The following is a 14,486-nucleotide window of genomic DNA, read 5'->3' on the forward strand; positions in this document are numbered from 1 at the left end:
CTCACCCACTAATCGCCCGCAACACTTTCTGCTCAATAAATTCCACACGGTCAAAGATTCTCGGCTTAAATGTCCCCGTCATTCCCACAGATACATTTTCCTCTTTGTTTACATAAATGATATTTCCGCTGTCACCAATCGCAGCATATACACCCTTGTCATCGTATGGCTTGTACCATAAATAGCCATAGTTAATGAAACCAAACCGCTCGCCAAGCTTAAGGTGCGGCGCCAGCATATCCTTTAAATATTCTTCAGAGATGATCCTCTTGCCGCCACTAAGTCCACCATCCAAAACAAGCTCACCGACAGTAGCCATATCTTTTGCCGACATACATAATCCCCAGCCTGCTGTAACGCAGCCCTTAGGGTCAGAGTACCACTCGTATTTCCTGGGATTTTTGTTCATAAAAAAATCAAACTGATCCTCTTTAGAACTGTCTCCGTGAGGTATACGCTCGGGAAGTCCCAGTGGTTCAAAAAGATTCTTGTTAGCGAAATCAATACATTTTTCACCTGTTGCTCTCTCGATTATCCCCGCAAGGATCTGAATGCCAAGTGTTGCGTACCTGAATTCTCCGGTGATTCCGCTTCGGCCACCAAGATAATCAAGAATCGCAAGCGTAAAGTCTGCGGATGTACATACCTTCTTCCACGGCTCTGACTTGCCTTTATACGGGGCTGTCATCGTGAGCATATGCCTGATCGTAACGTCATAGATAGTTTTCTCCCCACGTTTTACATTGTAATCAGAAAAAAAAATCCATCACCTTTTGATCCAAGTTTTGGATAAATCCCTTATCCAACGCGATTCCTGCCAGTAATGCCATAATGCCTTTAGTCACAGAATTGACATTCATCGCATCCAAAGTCTTGAATCCATGCCAACAATCATCAAGCACCACCTCACCATCTTTGATGGAATAAATCTGGCATATATTACTCTCATTCCCGGTGCTCTCAGAAATGTACCTGTGTAGTTGTTCTTTATTCATAGTAAAAAAGCCTCCTCTTAGGAAAGATTCGGACGTCCTAAGAAAAGGCTAATTGAATTTAAAATCTTTTTCAAGAAAAATCTTACGTTTGATATTGAACCTATTTGAGATTCTTTACAAAGAAATCCTGCATTTTATCAAAAGGAATTACTTCCACGTTGTCATAAAGATCTGTATGAACCGCCCCAGGTATGATCATCAGCTCCTTGTTGTCTGTGTATTTACTGTTTCTTGTCATATCTGCGTAGGCATCCTTACTAAAGTAGCAAGAATGGGCTTTTTCCCCATGAATCATGAGAACCGCACTTCTTATCTCATTTGTGTATCTCAGTATCGGCTGATTGATAAAAGACATGCAGCCTACAGTATTCCATCCTTCATTGGAATTTAAGGACCTCTCATGATAGGCTCTTCCCTTGTAATATTCGCTATAGTCTTTTACATAAAAAGGGACATCTTCCGGCACGGGAAGCGGAAGGCATCCGCCCGCTCTTGTATATTCTCCGCTTCTGTAATTTTCTGTTCTTGCCTTGTTGAGCGCCACTTTATTATTGTATCTGGCTTCCTCGTTATTATCTGCGTCAAAATATCCGTTGGCATTAACTCTGGACATGTCGTACATTGTCGATGTTACCGTAGCTTTTACCCTGGTATCAAGAGCCGCGGTGTTAAGAGCCATTCCGCCCCATCCGCAGATTCCTATAATTCCTATTTTCTCAGGATCCACATTGTCCTGAACCGATAAAAAATCCACAGCAGCCATGAAATCTTCTGTATTTATATCAGGAGATGCCATATACCTAGGCTGACCTCCGCTCTCTCCTGTAAATGACGGATCAAAGGCAATTGTCAAAAAACCTCTCTCTGCCATTTCCTGTGCATACAATCCCGAACACTGTTCCTTAACCGCACCAAAAGGCCCCGCAACCGCAATTGCCGGAAGCTTTCCTTCCGCGTTCTTTGGAACATACATGTCAGCAGCAAGTGTTATCCCATATCTGTTTGCAAATGTTACTTTGCTGTGATCAACTTTATCGCTCTTTTCAAAAGTCTTATCCCACTCTGTTGTCAGATTTAATTTCTCAGTTTTCATCATCGCTTTATTCTCCTTAGCCTTTACATTTTCCGGATTCCGACTCCCACATACTCCAATTGAAAGAGCAAGTGTTGATATTAATGATACTGCCAAAAGCTTTCCAATTCTTTTCATGATCATGTACTCCATTCTTACAGTCTTCTTTTCTACGACTCAACAGTTTCCAAGTTCATTTTTAGTACCATATTTATATTTTTCCCTGACAATCTCACTATAATCCGTATACATCGCTTTCGCTAATGGTTATAATGAATATCATGATATTCATTTTGGTTATATCACTGCCTGAAAGGAATCCATTATGGAAATAAGAAATTTAAGATATTTTCTAGCTGTTGCCAGAGAAGAGAACATGTCCAGAGCCGCTGAATTACTCCATGTAACGCAGCCCACCCTCTCCAAGTCATTAAAGAGTCTTGAAGAAGAGCTTGGAAAAAAAACTATTCACGCGCCACAGCTTCTCCATTAAGCTCACTGATGAAGGAATGCTCCTTCGCGACCGTGCCGAGGATCTGGTCCTTATGGCAGATAAAATCGAGCAGGAGTTTATCTCCTTAAATGACATCACCGGCGGTGATATATACTTTGGTCTGGCTGAATCCTATCAAATCTGCCACCTTGCTAAAGAAATAAAAAAACTCAAAGACAGCTATCCTTCCTTTACCTACCACATCACCAGCGGTGACACAGAACAGATAACAGAAAAGCTTGATAAGGGATTGCTTGATTTCGGCGTAATCTGCGAGCTTCCAAACAAAGAAAAATACGATTCTATCACATTCCCTGATACCGACCGTTGGGGAGCTGTAATGTTAAAGAGCCACCCTCTTGCAAAGAAAAAGAGCATAAAGGCAACCGACCTTATCGGCCATCCACTCTTCTGCTCTGAACAAAGCTGGAATATTGAGATCCCACAGTGGGCAGGCAATCAATTCTCCAAACTCCACCTGGAAGGATCTTTTCGCCTTGCTTATAATGCTTCTATGTTTGCCAAAGAAGGTCTCGGAATACTTCTTACCTTTGAGCACCTCATTAACTGCTCCGAAGAAAGTGATCTTGTATTCCGCCCCCTCACACCCAAGCAGGAAACAAAGCTATATCTGATTTGGAACAAATACCAGACTTTCACACCTATTGCAGAGAAATTTCTGGCACAGATAAGGGAGTCATTTTGAGTTATAATTCCTTCAAGAGCGTCCACGGCCTGACACCTTCCAGCGACAGACAGCTTTCTTCCGTCCGGTACTCCCCGCTCTTCTTAGTAATAACAGGATTTATCATGAGGAAAAGAAAAGGTCCCATAGCCACCACTATAATTCTCTTCCTAACTCCTCGTATATAATCTATATCTCCTGCCGCGTAACTTTCACTTAAGTCTGAGCCTGAAATCACACAGCTCATCCCCATTGCCGATTGTCTTGGTTCTTATAAACTCAAGCCCCGGAATATTACCGTAACTGTAGATATCGTTATCACAAAACAGCTTATTTATCTCAGGACAGCCAAGTTCAGTGAGATATGTGTGATATGGACACTGTGTTATGTCCATGCAGAACTCACCTTTCTTTTTTGGGTAAAAGACATTTTTAAATCCCGAAGCTTCTCCAAAGCTCTTACGAGCTACGGGTCCCCACATGGCGAGAAAGAATCTTGTAAATCCCGGAAACTTTGCAGTTCTTGCCAAAGACGCTCCCGACTGCTCGCTTCTGTTTTTCATTGCTACTCTCATTACTTCAAATGCTTTATCCGCATCTTTTTCCTTCATAGAAAGATAAATTGCAGCTGAAGGAAATATTGCTCTGTCAGTGTGCGCCGCCACTCCCTTAGGAAGATTCGCATGATCTGCCATTATCTTCTCAAGTTTATCTGTAGCATTTTTCCAGATCTCATCTGCATCGCTTTGTGCAAATTCTTTGTAAACCTCGCCTTTTATGAAGTCCATCCCCTTCATAGCCTTCTCTACTGTCTTCATACTTCTAGTCAATCTCCTTAATGTTATCATTCATTTCTAAATTAACAGTCACCTTTTTATTGGGTCATTTATTGGGTCATTTATCGGGTCAGCGTGACCCAATAAAAATTCAACTCCATAGTAGAATAAAAGAACAGCTTCTCCCGTAAATAAAGAAAAAGCTGCTATTCAAGATTTGATATTATTTCTTTCACGTTGTAGCTATAGTCTTTTAAATCTCATCCTCTTTCTCAAGAAGTTTAACAGCTTCGTTATATTCAATTTTCTCTCTATCTCTCATCAGAAGTGTAATATACTCCACCTCCCATCCTCATTGCGTTTAACAACATTACCTTCGTTTTGTAGACTATCCGTAAATTCAATAACCTTATATGAATCATCTCCCTACTTTTAAAACGTACTTTCTGTTCTCATAAAATTCTAGAAGATAACCCATTTAAGGAAATACTCAGCTGATTTAAAACAAATTATACTCACTTACATTATTGTCCGCAACTTTCTAAAGTAATCATAAACTCGCCCAAACACAGCGAAACACTAAAAACTTCATTTCCCGCTGTCATAATCAAGACAAAAACTTGCTTTTCAACAGCGGCTTTTATAAAACCGTACTTCCCGCTGTCATAATTAAAACATAAGCTTCATTTTCAACAGCAAAAATCATAGATTCACCAGTTTTCGCTGTTTCATCTTCCGGCCCTATTAATTCTTTATTCATACTTCACCTCTTCAAACACCGCACTCAGCTTCCCCGGCTCATCACTTCCCCACGCTGAAAAATCAAACTGCGGATCCGAGACATGTTCCAGTTTCAGTACATATTTCAGCTTATTAGGTTCTGATGTCTCATCCTTTTTCACCGTGACTTTAACCTTGGTATCATCGCCATCGTCATCGTCGTGCCAATAACTCTCACATACCATCGAATCTTCATTCTTTCCGTCCCACGGAACTTTTACAGAGAATGAAGCGGGAGTATCTTCTTCGGCAATAAACACCAGATAACTTCCCGAGCACCTCGGGCTAAAATTTGCATATGCATCGCCATTCTCATATTTAAAATCACGTGTCCATATGCAGCCGTCAGTCATTCCGTTAAAAGCTTCTCCGTCATGGACATTATAAATTATGTAATATCCGTCAGGTACCACATCTGAAACCGAAGAACTAAGAGTTGTCCACGACATGCATTCTTCAGGTATTTCGGAAAGAGGCGCTCCCGGCGTATAGATAAGGAGCTCATCGGCATTTTCAAGTCCATAGGGCTCAGAATAAACATACTTAACTTCGTCTATGATTTCTTCTGTATTAAGCTTGTCCTTATCATCTATATTTAATTCCTGGAGCTTCATTGAATAGATATTCTGATATTCCGTAGGCTCGGGATCCGAGAATTTGCCCGAAAATCCGCATACGTAAATTGTTCCGTTTGGATAACCGTCGCCGCTGTCCCCCATATCCGAGTCGTGATAACCTCCGACAAATGAACCGTCCTCAGACAATTTAAGAGATGTAGCCCATGCACCCGCACCGCTTGCAAACGTGAAGTTCTTAGGCATTTGAGCAAAAATGTTTCCATCTTCAGGCGCTTTGCTCGTCGAACCGACACTTTCTGCCACTTCACTTGTACTCTCAATCGCCGCTTCCGAGCTTTCAACTGCTGCCTGTTCTACATTCTTTTCACCACATGCTACAAGCAAAGCAGATGAAACCAAAAGTCCCATGAATTTCAATTTATTTCGTGTCATGAACATACTCTCCCACTTCTATTATTTGTCCTCTTCTTCAACCGCAATTCCCAGCAGCTTTTTCTTAAATCCACTCATTAAGCTATCGTAATCCGTATAGTTTATGTCGCATTTAAAGCGGCTGTTCCAGGTGTCCCTAAGAGTGTCGCATATAGTCAAAGCTCTTTCTCCCTCATTCTTAAGAATAGCGGGAAAAATGTAGTAAATGAGGAAGCAGTTTAAGTCCATTAACGTTCCCGTGCGAACCTTGCCAAACTTCTTAAACTTCTCATGTACTCCGTCGCAAAAAGCATTTGAAGCTACTGCTATATCCGTGGCCTCTGTAAGTTCACTAAGATAAGAGTATCTTTCAGCCTGAAAGGTGCTCATCCGGTTCTCGTACTCTTTTTTAGTAGTTATCCTGCTAAAAGGCTCATAGCTTTCAAAAATCTTATCAATGTTAAACGCCATAGCGTATACGCCTCCTGTTTCTTTTTATTAAATTATACTCTAATGATATAATTATAGGAAAGAAACGAATATGTAAGGATGGTCTGAAATGAACGAAAAGATTAAAGGAAATAATTACAGATGGATGTCGCTTCGATTTGTTGTGGTGACTATTGCTTCTGTGGTATTTGCGCTTAATATCAAATCTTTTGTCAGAACAGGAGGTATCTTACCCGGAGGAGCGACCGGATTGACACTTCTGATACAGGAGATTGCTGATAGATTTATAGGAATCAAGATTCCCTATACTCCTATTAACGTCGCCATAAACGTTGTTCCCGTTTTTATAGGTTTTAAGTATATAGGAAAAAAGTTCACTTCGCTTTCATGCATTGTTATCTTGCTCACAGGTATTCTGGCCGATCTTATTCCCGGCTATGTGATAACCAACGACCTTATACTCATCAGCATCTTTGGAGGCATCATAAACGGAGTGGCCATAAGCCTTTGCCTTTTGATGGATGCAACTAGCGGAGGAATAGACTTTATAGCTATTTATCTGTACAAAAAAGGTTTTGACGGCTTCAATGTTGCATTATATGTTAATGCCTGTATCCTCATTACCGCCGGAGCATTGTTCGGGTGGGAAAGAGCTCTTTATTCCATTGTATTCCAATACGTATCTACGACAGTGATCCACGTACTGTACCGTAAATACCAGCAAACTACGCTGTTCATTGTAACGCGGTTCCCTGACGAGATAAGTGCCCTGATTTACAAAATGTCAAATCACGGCTCTACAATAATCTACGGCAGAGGCTCCCACGAGGGCGACGAAGATAAATCCGTTGTATACTCAGTTATCACCGCCACTCAGGTAACCCAGATAATCAATGCAATTAAGGAATTTGATCCCGCCTCATTTGTAAACGTATTCAAATCCGAGAGAGTCTCGGGACGCTTCTATCGTATTCCGGAAGACTAAAGCTTTAAAACTCCCCACCCATTAGGAGATCGTAAGTGCAGTCTTTTTGCTGTATTTCATCGAAAGTATATTGACTGTGGGTTTGGATACATGCTGCGCGAAGTTGTCTGAGCATATGCACCTTAGAAATTTCATCTGTTTATGCCGATTCGTTATATCCTTTTGTTTTTCTAAAGGTCAGATTACTTTCCTTTTGCATGCTTCGAAAAGAACTTGCAGGACGATCGTATATGTTTTATAAGTCATGGTCATACGGCGCGTAGCACCTGCAACAAATAAAATCACGAATCACCGAACTCAGAATGAGCTCAGGAATTCGTGATTTTTTGTTGCATAAGTCCGCTTTGCGGACAATGACCATGACGCTTGAATACTGTGACTCGTCCTGCTTCAAACATTTTTCTACGCATGCAGGAAAGTAATCTTTGACCTTAAGAAAAACAGACAAGGATATAAAAATCATCTGCACAAACAGATGAAATTTCTAAGGTGCAGATGTGAGTTTATGAAGCGCAGCATGTGTTCATCCAATCCCACAGTCAATATAATGTTTTGAGATGTCGCAGCAAAAAGACTGCACTTACGACCTACCATGGTGCGGGAAGTTTTTTAGTAAATCAAAGAGAAGACAGCCATATTTAGCTGCCTTCTCTTTTAATATATATTTTGTAACCTACCTGTTTATTTTTCCCCATTTAATATATCAATATGTTGCTGACCAAATCTTGTACTCAACATTAGGATTTACACCCTTCTTCTCGAAAAGTTCGCTTACTGTTACGAAAGTGTAGCCCTGCTTCTGGAGTCCCTCAATGATCTGAGGAAGAGCCTGGACTGTCTTCGAATTTCCTTGGAAATCGTGAAGAAGAACAATCTGTCCGTCTCTTGCGCCGTTAAGTACCGACTGCGCTCTCTGCTGAGCTGATGTGTTATCAAGCCAGTCATTGTGCATTGTTCCCTGAATGAAAGGAACGTCGATGTTCTGGTACATTGTGTTGCTGATTGCAATGTAAGGTGGTCTGAAGAACTTTACATCTGCGCCTACAGCATTCTTAATTGCAGTTGCTGTGCGCTGCTGCTCATCCTTTATCTGCTGAGCACTCATTCTTGACATATCCTGATGAGTGAAAGAATGGCTTGCAAGTTCACATCCCATGTTAACCTGTCTCTTCATTGTGTTTACAGTATTCTGGTTAATATTCTGTCCGATAAGGAAGAATGTAGCCTTAACATTGTACTTCTGAAGAATATCAAGCACTTCGTTTGTTGTGCTTGTAGGGCCATCGTCAAATGTAAGAGCGATAAGCTTATGGTTCTTGTTATTATTCTGGTTTGCGTTGTTGTTATTTGCTGCGTTGTTATTGTTGTTATTCTTTGCAGCATTGTTATTATTGTTATTATTATTGTTCTTATTCTGTCCGTTGTTGTTTGAGCCTGAATTTGAGCCCGCACCGCTGAACTTAAGGTAATCAACGTAAGCATCCCACTGATTGTTATCAGCTGTTACAACAAGCTCTACAGTCTGGTTTCCTGTGCCATGCTTAACGTTCTTGATCGTATATTCAGCGGGATAAGGTCCGCCATAATAGAATGTGCCCTTGTTCTGGCCGCCGATCCTAAGATCTACTCTTGCCATGTTGTTGTTATTTGAACATCCGCGGAGTGTGAAATCACTTGTATCGCTTGCAAAATTCTGATTGAAGCTGAGCTTATCATTATTTGCATAAAGAGCCATTCCGTTAAAAGGTGATCCGATGGTATCAGCGTACTGTCCGCTCTTAGTCATGGACTCACACTGAACTGTTGCGGAACTCTGAGCACTGCCGCCGTTATTGCCGCCGTTGTTGCTGTTGTTGTTATTGTTTCCGCTGTTGTTTCCCCAGTTCCACCAGTTGCCCCAATTCCAGCCGTTGTTTCCGCCGTTATTGTTGCCACCATTGTTATTGTTGTTATTATTCTTGTTATTGTTATTATTATTGTTATTATTATTGTTGTTATTATTGTTATTATTATTGTTCTTGTTACTGTTGTTATTGTTATTATTACTTGAAGATGAACCGCCAACCTTCATGTCATTCTTATAAACATTGGCAGATCCGCTACTCTGATATCCCTCAATATTAAGAGCTGCTTCATAAATCTTTCCAAGCCCCATTCCCATCTTTTCCCAAGCCTTGAAGTGCTCAGAAACGCTGATAGTTCCACTTGTTCTCTTTTGAGTACGAACACTGAAGTACTGCTTGAAAGTCTTGTTACCTTCGATTGAAGGCTGATTTACACGAGTTGTCTCGTAAACATCATATGTTCCACCGTCAACCTGGATCTGACCCTTTGGTGATCCTCCGGGTGGACGCCATGAGCCCCAACTGTCTACGATGTAATACTCGATCATAGGGTCTTTTGTCCAACCATATACACAAAGATAAGAGTTTCCGTTCGGTTTGTAGTCACATCCATAATCAAAAGAAATATTGCCTAACTGCTGATATGTCTTTGTGCTGTCGAACTTCTTACCCTTTCTGAAAAGTGCATTTCCTATGTTACTCCACTGACAGCTGAATGTTCCACCTGAATTCAGCGTCATGCTAGTGTTTCCGCCATCTTTCCAAAGTTCGTAATCATATCCGTCTTGATTACCAGTTTTATTCTCAGTTATTGTCGTAGCCGCCTGAACTTTAAGCGCAGGGACGAATAACTGGGCACATAACGCAATGGAAAGCAGCGCTACTTTTAAACCGTTTTTTCATCTACGATATCCTCCTCCATCTAAACCTCTTCTAAAACATTAATCGTATTGTAACATATCGTTCACATACGCGAAAGCTATATATCCGCACTGCTGTCGCATCAGATGCGATATGTGCGTTATAAAGTTAGAAAAAAAGCGCGGTTGCAAGAGTCTGTATATCTCAAGCAACCGCACTTTCTCATTTTTTCTTACCTTTGCCTTTTGGAGCCAGTGACTTAAGCGAGCTTAGGAGTTTACTACCTGCGCTTGTACCGCTCTTTTCTGACTTTTTCCTGTTCTTAAGCCATTTGAATATTGCGACCTCAACTATGATAAGAGCAAGCAATAAGCCCGCAGCTGCTGCCACCAGCTTAAAATCGATAAGCATGAAATCGAGGTATATTCCGTCGGGATCGTCAAAGTTAAGAAGATCCCACTCATAGGTCTTTCCATCCCTCGAAACATGCGTGGCATTGTGTGCCCGGGCCTTTGCCGGAAGATTGACGGTAAGCTTCATATGCGCACCGCTCATCTTAACATAGCTTCTGTAATCGCCGGAGAAATCCCTGTCTCTCGCATCGCGGAATATATCCCACTCAAGCGAGTATTTAATGCCTTTTCTCGTAAGCTTAAGCGACTTGAATTCATCGGAAATATCGCTGAGTTCGTTCGCAGAGACGTTTTCTTTCCTGATAATATATCCGGAATATCCTCCGTCCTTGTAGCCTTCAACGTCCCAGCCGTCCTCTTTGTAATCCTCCATCTGCTCTTCCGAGAGGATTTCTTCAAGGTCCCTGTCGCCCATATCTACCATTGCATAGCATATGGCCACGTCCATCTTGCCGTTTAGCTTAACATCCATTGTCGTCTCAAATCTGACACAACCGGAAAGCGCTAAAACGCTAAGCAAAGATAATAATATAACTTTTAATTTTTTCATACACATCCTATATATATTTTAAAACTAAATGTTACATAAAAATTATTATATAGCATTTTTATCATTTTAGCCATTTTATAAATCAATAAATATTTTTTATATAGAACTCCGTCATGCCAAAGAACTCCCTGACAACATAGTGAATTCCGCATGGAAAAAGAGTTTTCGCAGGGACTGAATAAACGTTCTTATACCCTTCTCTTTTGGCAATCGACATAGCTCTGAGCTCGTGAAAGCCGTTGGTCACTATACCTGTAGATATAGTAGGGTCACCTATTATCTCAAGGCTGTATCTAAGGTTCTCCTCCGTGTCGGTAGACTTTTCTTCCGGAATGATCCTGCTCTCATCGATTCCGTATTGGCTTACGAGCTTTCTCTTTGCGCACTCAGCCTCGCTTATCTCCTCATCGTTTCCCTGACCGCCCGATGCTATGATCTTTGTATTCTCATTTTCATCAAGGTACTCTGCTGCCTTTCTTATTCTTGCCTTGTACTGGTTGCTCGGCTCGGTCCCCTTAAGTCCGGCGCCGAGAACTATGATGTAATCAAGGTTTTCCTTTGGTCTTGCGCTCATTGCGCGGATTATCTTAACTTCGGTTACGGCGAAGTATGTCAGGAATACTGTGAAAACAACACGGTATATCCATTTAACCGCCGCAGGAAGCTTTTTCTTTTCCCTTCCGTCTATGCGGCGCTTTAGCATAAAAACTCTAAGTGCGGAAAATGCCGCTATTATAAGCCACAGCCATACCCACGAGAGCGTCAGCCCTCCGCCGTACGCAAGGCATGTGAAATAATACAGAACTGACCAGATAGTAAGTACAAAGTAGATATACATGAGGATCTTTGACGGCGTAGGTCGTCCCATTCCGGCATATCTGCTTGTTCTGCCTTTGTACTGCGTATATTCGCTTCCGTAGGTTTTTTCAAGGAATTTCTCTTCACGTAAGATCTGCAGATGGAGCATCACCATCGCAAATACAGAGATAACAAGAAGTACAGGATTAAAGAACATCAGAAGGATTCCGGTGTACACGAGGTTGAATCCGAGAAATGCAGGGTTTCTTGAGTAGTTATATATCCCTGTCGTCACAAGATTTCTTTTCTCTTTATCATCTTCCGCAACGCCCGCTCTCCAGCTGTCGCGCATCGTATATACAGAAGTAAAAAAGACAATGTCTCCTACAAACGCAAAGTACATTCCAATGATTCTAAACATCAGCGGAAAACTCACCGTTCCGAGGACGATCGATATAACCTCGGCAAGCGGAGCGAGGTAAGTTGCGATCTTCATTGTAAGCTCAATATAGTAGCCTTTGTCGCGGCTTTTCCCCTTTGCAATCTGATCGGTGACAATGCCCTTCTTTTTCTGAAGCATCATCTTAGTAAAATATATGCCGTAGAACACAAACATAAAAAATAAAGCAATAATCCTGTATGTCATCTTTACCATCCCATTAATCTTAAGTGCCATTAAGCTATTACACTTAATGGCACATATAATGGTAAATTCTATCACTTTTTGAATAAAGTCTCAAAGTGGTAAATATTCATGTACTGATACAGATCATTGCTTACAAGCTTATTTGCGAAGTTGTGGAACTTCGGATTTATGAGGCAGTAGGAATTGGCGCCTTCTACATAAGCTATGGACCAGAGGTTATTCTTGTGAAGTTCATAGATGCTAGATGCTATCTCATCTCTCTTGGCGCTGTCCGCCGTGTTGATCCACTGTTCATAGTATTCGACGAGCTTTTCCATATCTCCCGTAGGCGCAACTCCCAGGCTGTGATCTGTATAATACGTTCCGTACTCTCCATACCACTCGGCAGCCTGTGCTATCGGTACAAAAGCAGCCGCTCTCTCACTTAACGAAAGTCCGCCGGCGTCCATATGAGGACACATCGATGCAATCCAGTCATTATCGTCAATAAGCTGATCATAGGTTTCCGCATCATAATCCGTAAGAGTTGTCTTAAGGTGTGCGGAATCAAAATATCTCTTTAATGCGCTGTATATGGTATCTGCATTTCCTTCAAGAGATACAAAATCGATTGAAAGGTCCGAACCGTCCGCGAAGTGATAATATCCGTCGCCTCCAAGCTTAAGTCCGCAGCCCTCAAGGAGTTTCTGCGCTGAAGCAAAATCATAATCCGTCCACTTCTTGGACCACTCTTCGTCATATCCCATGCTTCCCGTTGACGGCGCGCACTGTCCCGGTCTCATGAATCCTTCCGAGATACGAAGTGATATTTCCTGACGGTCAACGCACATAGAAACCGCCTGACGGAAATCGGGATTTGCAAAAAGATCTGCATAGTTCTTGTCTTTACATGTATAGTTAAATGTCAGCTGATCCGCTCCCCAGCTCGAGCCAAGCACCGTCTTAAGTACAGCTGCATCTCCAAGCTCCGAAAGCATTGAACCTATCTGCTCCATTCCTACATCCATATAATCAAGCTCGCCGTTCGCAAAAGCCGCCGTTTTATCTTCGAGTTCATTGAACATATAGATATTGTCAAAATACGGAAGCTGTTTGCCCTCCGCATCAACTTTCCAGTAATACGGATTTCTTTCAAGTATGCATATTTCCGAGCTTTTTGAGTTGTGCCCTTCCTCTGTACTCAAAACAAAGGAGTTTACTGTAGGAATTCCCGAAACGTTCCAGAAATAATAGCAGGCATTTTTTCCAAGATCGGCTACAGACTCAAAGGACATTCCCTTAGCTGCGGCGTTAGCCAATACCTGCCCGTCGGAAAGCCCCGTATTTTCCCAATATTCATTCTCTACGTATAGCGACGCAGGGATAAGATCTATCAGGTAATGTGAAGGCGCCCAGCACCACTTAAGATCACCGTTCTCGATAAAAGCACCGGGATACTTGGGCGTATCAAATTTCCAGGTCACGGTATAATCGTCAACTTTTTTAAGCACGGCGAATTCGCCCGTCTCATTGTCCTTGAGTGCTTCCCAGCTTGCCTTTGTATCATAATTGTTGATATGAACCATGTAGTACCAGAATGTAATGTCGTCCGCGTTGAAATCATCGCCGTCGGACCACTTCATTCCTTGTCTTAATTTGAACGTCCATTCTGTATAATCTTCATTTGCTTCATAGCTCTTAATTACGTTCGGAACGTAGCTACCGTCGCAGTTGTACCTGATAATACTCTCAAGCACAGGTCTTGCTATACCCCATGAACCGGAAAGTCCCTGCATATTACAATTTCCGCAGTACTCGCCAATCTCAAGGGCATTTCCTGTTGCATCCGTCTGTGCGATGAAGACATCTTCTTTAATAGGGAGCCTGCTATCAACAGCAGGAAGACTTCCGTCACCTACCTTTGCTGACAGTTCAGGTGCTTCCGAATAATTGAGGCTTCCTCTGTTTACTTCAGAGACTGCCTGCGACGTTGCAGCTTCCTCAGAAGCCGGTTGCTCATACGATGTATCGGTAAAAGACTCTGTTCTTTGATTTAATTTTACACTTCTGCTGCCGCATCCTGATACCGTCAAGACTATAACCACCGTAAGAGACAGCGCAATATGTTTTCTATTCATGCGTGTAATCCTCCTTATTGATCATTGTCCGC

Annotated in this window: 13 protein-coding genes; 3 read left to right on the forward strand and 10 right to left on the reverse strand. The window is 41.9% G+C overall.

Going from position 1 to position 14,486, the window contains the following annotated elements:
- Position 1: 1 nt before the first annotated feature.
- The 3 genes from CD00_RS17385 to CD00_RS0105785 all read right to left on the reverse strand — a co-directional run bounded on the left by CD00_RS17385 (position 2) and on the right by CD00_RS0105785 (position 2,091).
- Positions 2–688 (reverse strand): serine hydrolase domain-containing protein, encoded by a 687-nt coding sequence (locus CD00_RS17385; protein WP_242838919.1) that lies wholly within the window; start codon positions 686–688, stop codon positions 2–4.
- A 61-nt stretch (positions 689–749) separates the two neighbouring features.
- Positions 750–995 carry a hypothetical protein gene (locus CD00_RS20570; protein ID WP_242838920.1) on the reverse strand — a complete coding sequence of 82 codons (246 nt, stop codon included), beginning with the start codon at positions 993–995 and terminating at the stop codon, positions 750–752.
- Between the two features lie 100 nt (positions 996–1,095).
- The gene (locus CD00_RS0105785; protein ID WP_026655097.1) at positions 1,096–2,091 is read right to left on the reverse strand and encodes an alpha/beta hydrolase; all 996 of its coding nucleotides are present in this window, start codon (positions 2,089–2,091) and stop codon (positions 1,096–1,098) included.
- A gap of 301 nt (positions 2,092–2,392) precedes the next feature.
- On the opposite strand from CD00_RS0105785, the gene CD00_RS21135 reads away from it, so the two are divergent.
- Both CD00_RS21135 and CD00_RS17390 read left to right on the forward strand, forming a co-directional pair.
- Positions 2,393–2,560, forward strand: coding sequence for a LysR family transcriptional regulator (locus tag CD00_RS21135; RefSeq protein WP_330370342.1), 168 nt, complete (start codon positions 2,393–2,395; stop codon positions 2,558–2,560).
- A gap of 52 nt (positions 2,561–2,612) precedes the next feature.
- Complete coding sequence (locus CD00_RS17390; RefSeq protein WP_330370343.1) at positions 2,613–3,266, forward strand: LysR family transcriptional regulator substrate-binding protein; 654 nt, start codon at positions 2,613–2,615, stop codon at positions 3,264–3,266.
- Between the two features lie 191 nt (positions 3,267–3,457).
- Here CD00_RS17390 and CD00_RS0105795 read toward each other — a convergent pair whose 3' ends face one another.
- From CD00_RS0105795 to CD00_RS19165, 3 genes are all read right to left on the reverse strand, one after another.
- On the reverse strand, positions 3,458–4,063 hold the full coding sequence (locus CD00_RS0105795) for an L-2-amino-thiazoline-4-carboxylic acid hydrolase (RefSeq protein WP_026655098.1): 606 nt from the start codon (positions 4,061–4,063) through the stop codon (positions 3,458–3,460).
- 710 nt (positions 4,064–4,773) lie between these two features.
- Entirely contained in the window at positions 4,774–5,811 is a 1,038-nt protein-coding gene (locus tag CD00_RS19160) for a hypothetical protein (protein WP_051594095.1), read from the reverse strand.
- 21 nt (positions 5,812–5,832) lie between these two features.
- Positions 5,833–6,261 carry a hypothetical protein gene (locus CD00_RS19165; RefSeq protein ID WP_051594096.1) on the reverse strand — a complete coding sequence of 143 codons (429 nt, stop codon included), beginning with the start codon at positions 6,259–6,261 and terminating at the stop codon, positions 5,833–5,835.
- Positions 6,262–6,349: 88 nt separating this feature from the next.
- Here CD00_RS19165 and CD00_RS0105820 point away from each other — a divergent pair, with 88 nt between their 5' ends.
- On the forward strand, positions 6,350–7,225 hold the full coding sequence (locus tag CD00_RS0105820; protein ID WP_034461998.1) for a YitT family protein: 876 nt from the start codon (positions 6,350–6,352) through the stop codon (positions 7,223–7,225).
- A gap of 703 nt (positions 7,226–7,928) precedes the next feature.
- On the opposite strand, the gene CD00_RS21140 is transcribed toward CD00_RS0105820, so the two are convergent.
- From CD00_RS21140 to CD00_RS0105840, 4 genes are all read right to left on the reverse strand, one after another.
- On the reverse strand, positions 7,929–9,947 hold the full coding sequence (locus tag CD00_RS21140) for a glycoside hydrolase family 11 protein (protein ID WP_026655100.1): 2,019 nt from the start codon (positions 9,945–9,947) through the stop codon (positions 7,929–7,931).
- 205 nt (positions 9,948–10,152) lie between these two features.
- The gene (locus CD00_RS0105830) at positions 10,153–10,863 is read right to left on the reverse strand and encodes an LppM family (lipo)protein (RefSeq protein ID WP_207640454.1); all 711 of its coding nucleotides are present in this window, start codon (positions 10,861–10,863) and stop codon (positions 10,153–10,155) included.
- Between the two features lie 112 nt (positions 10,864–10,975).
- Entirely contained in the window at positions 10,976–12,367 is a 1,392-nt protein-coding gene (locus tag CD00_RS21145; protein WP_081811845.1) for an ElyC/SanA/YdcF family protein, read from the reverse strand.
- Positions 12,368–12,408: 41 nt separating this feature from the next.
- A complete protein-coding gene (locus tag CD00_RS0105840; RefSeq protein ID WP_026655103.1) occupies positions 12,409–14,454 on the reverse strand; it encodes an ABC transporter substrate-binding protein in 2,046 nt (681 codons plus the stop codon).
- Positions 14,455–14,486 lie beyond the last annotated feature (32 nt).

This window comes from Butyrivibrio sp. AE3003 (assembly GCF_000686065.1).
GTDB lineage: Bacteria > Bacillota > Clostridia > Lachnospirales > Lachnospiraceae > Butyrivibrio > Butyrivibrio hungatei_A.

Excerpts from the sequence above, each read along its gene's own strand:
- CD00_RS17385 (WP_242838919.1), bottom strand. The coding sequence starts at position 688 with ATGACAGCCCCGTATAAAGGCAAGTCAGAGCCGTGGAAGAAGGTATGT.
- CD00_RS20570 (WP_242838920.1), bottom strand. The coding sequence starts at position 995 with ATGAATAAAGAACAACTACACAGGTACATTTCTGAGAGCACCGGGAAT.
- CD00_RS0105785 (WP_026655097.1), bottom strand. The coding sequence starts at position 2,091 with ATGATGAAAACTGAGAAATTAAATCTGACAACAGAGTGGGATAAGACT.
- CD00_RS21135 (WP_330370342.1), top strand. The coding sequence starts at position 2,393 with ATGGAAATAAGAAATTTAAGATATTTTCTAGCTGTTGCCAGAGAAGAG.
- CD00_RS17390 (WP_330370343.1), top strand. The coding sequence starts at position 2,613 with ATGGCAGATAAAATCGAGCAGGAGTTTATCTCCTTAAATGACATCACC.
- CD00_RS0105795 (WP_026655098.1), bottom strand. The coding sequence starts at position 4,063 with ATGAAGACAGTAGAGAAGGCTATGAAGGGGATGGACTTCATAAAAGGC.
- CD00_RS19160 (WP_051594095.1), bottom strand. The coding sequence starts at position 5,811 with ATGACACGAAATAAATTGAAATTCATGGGACTTTTGGTTTCATCTGCT.
- CD00_RS19165 (WP_051594096.1), bottom strand. The coding sequence starts at position 6,261 with ATGGCGTTTAACATTGATAAGATTTTTGAAAGCTATGAGCCTTTTAGC.
- CD00_RS0105820 (WP_034461998.1), top strand. The coding sequence starts at position 6,350 with ATGAACGAAAAGATTAAAGGAAATAATTACAGATGGATGTCGCTTCGA.
- CD00_RS21145 (WP_081811845.1), bottom strand. The coding sequence starts at position 12,367 with ATGGCACTTAAGATTAATGGGATGGTAAAGATGACATACAGGATTATT.
- CD00_RS0105840 (WP_026655103.1), bottom strand. The coding sequence starts at position 14,454 with ATGAATAGAAAACATATTGCGCTGTCTCTTACGGTGGTTATAGTCTTG.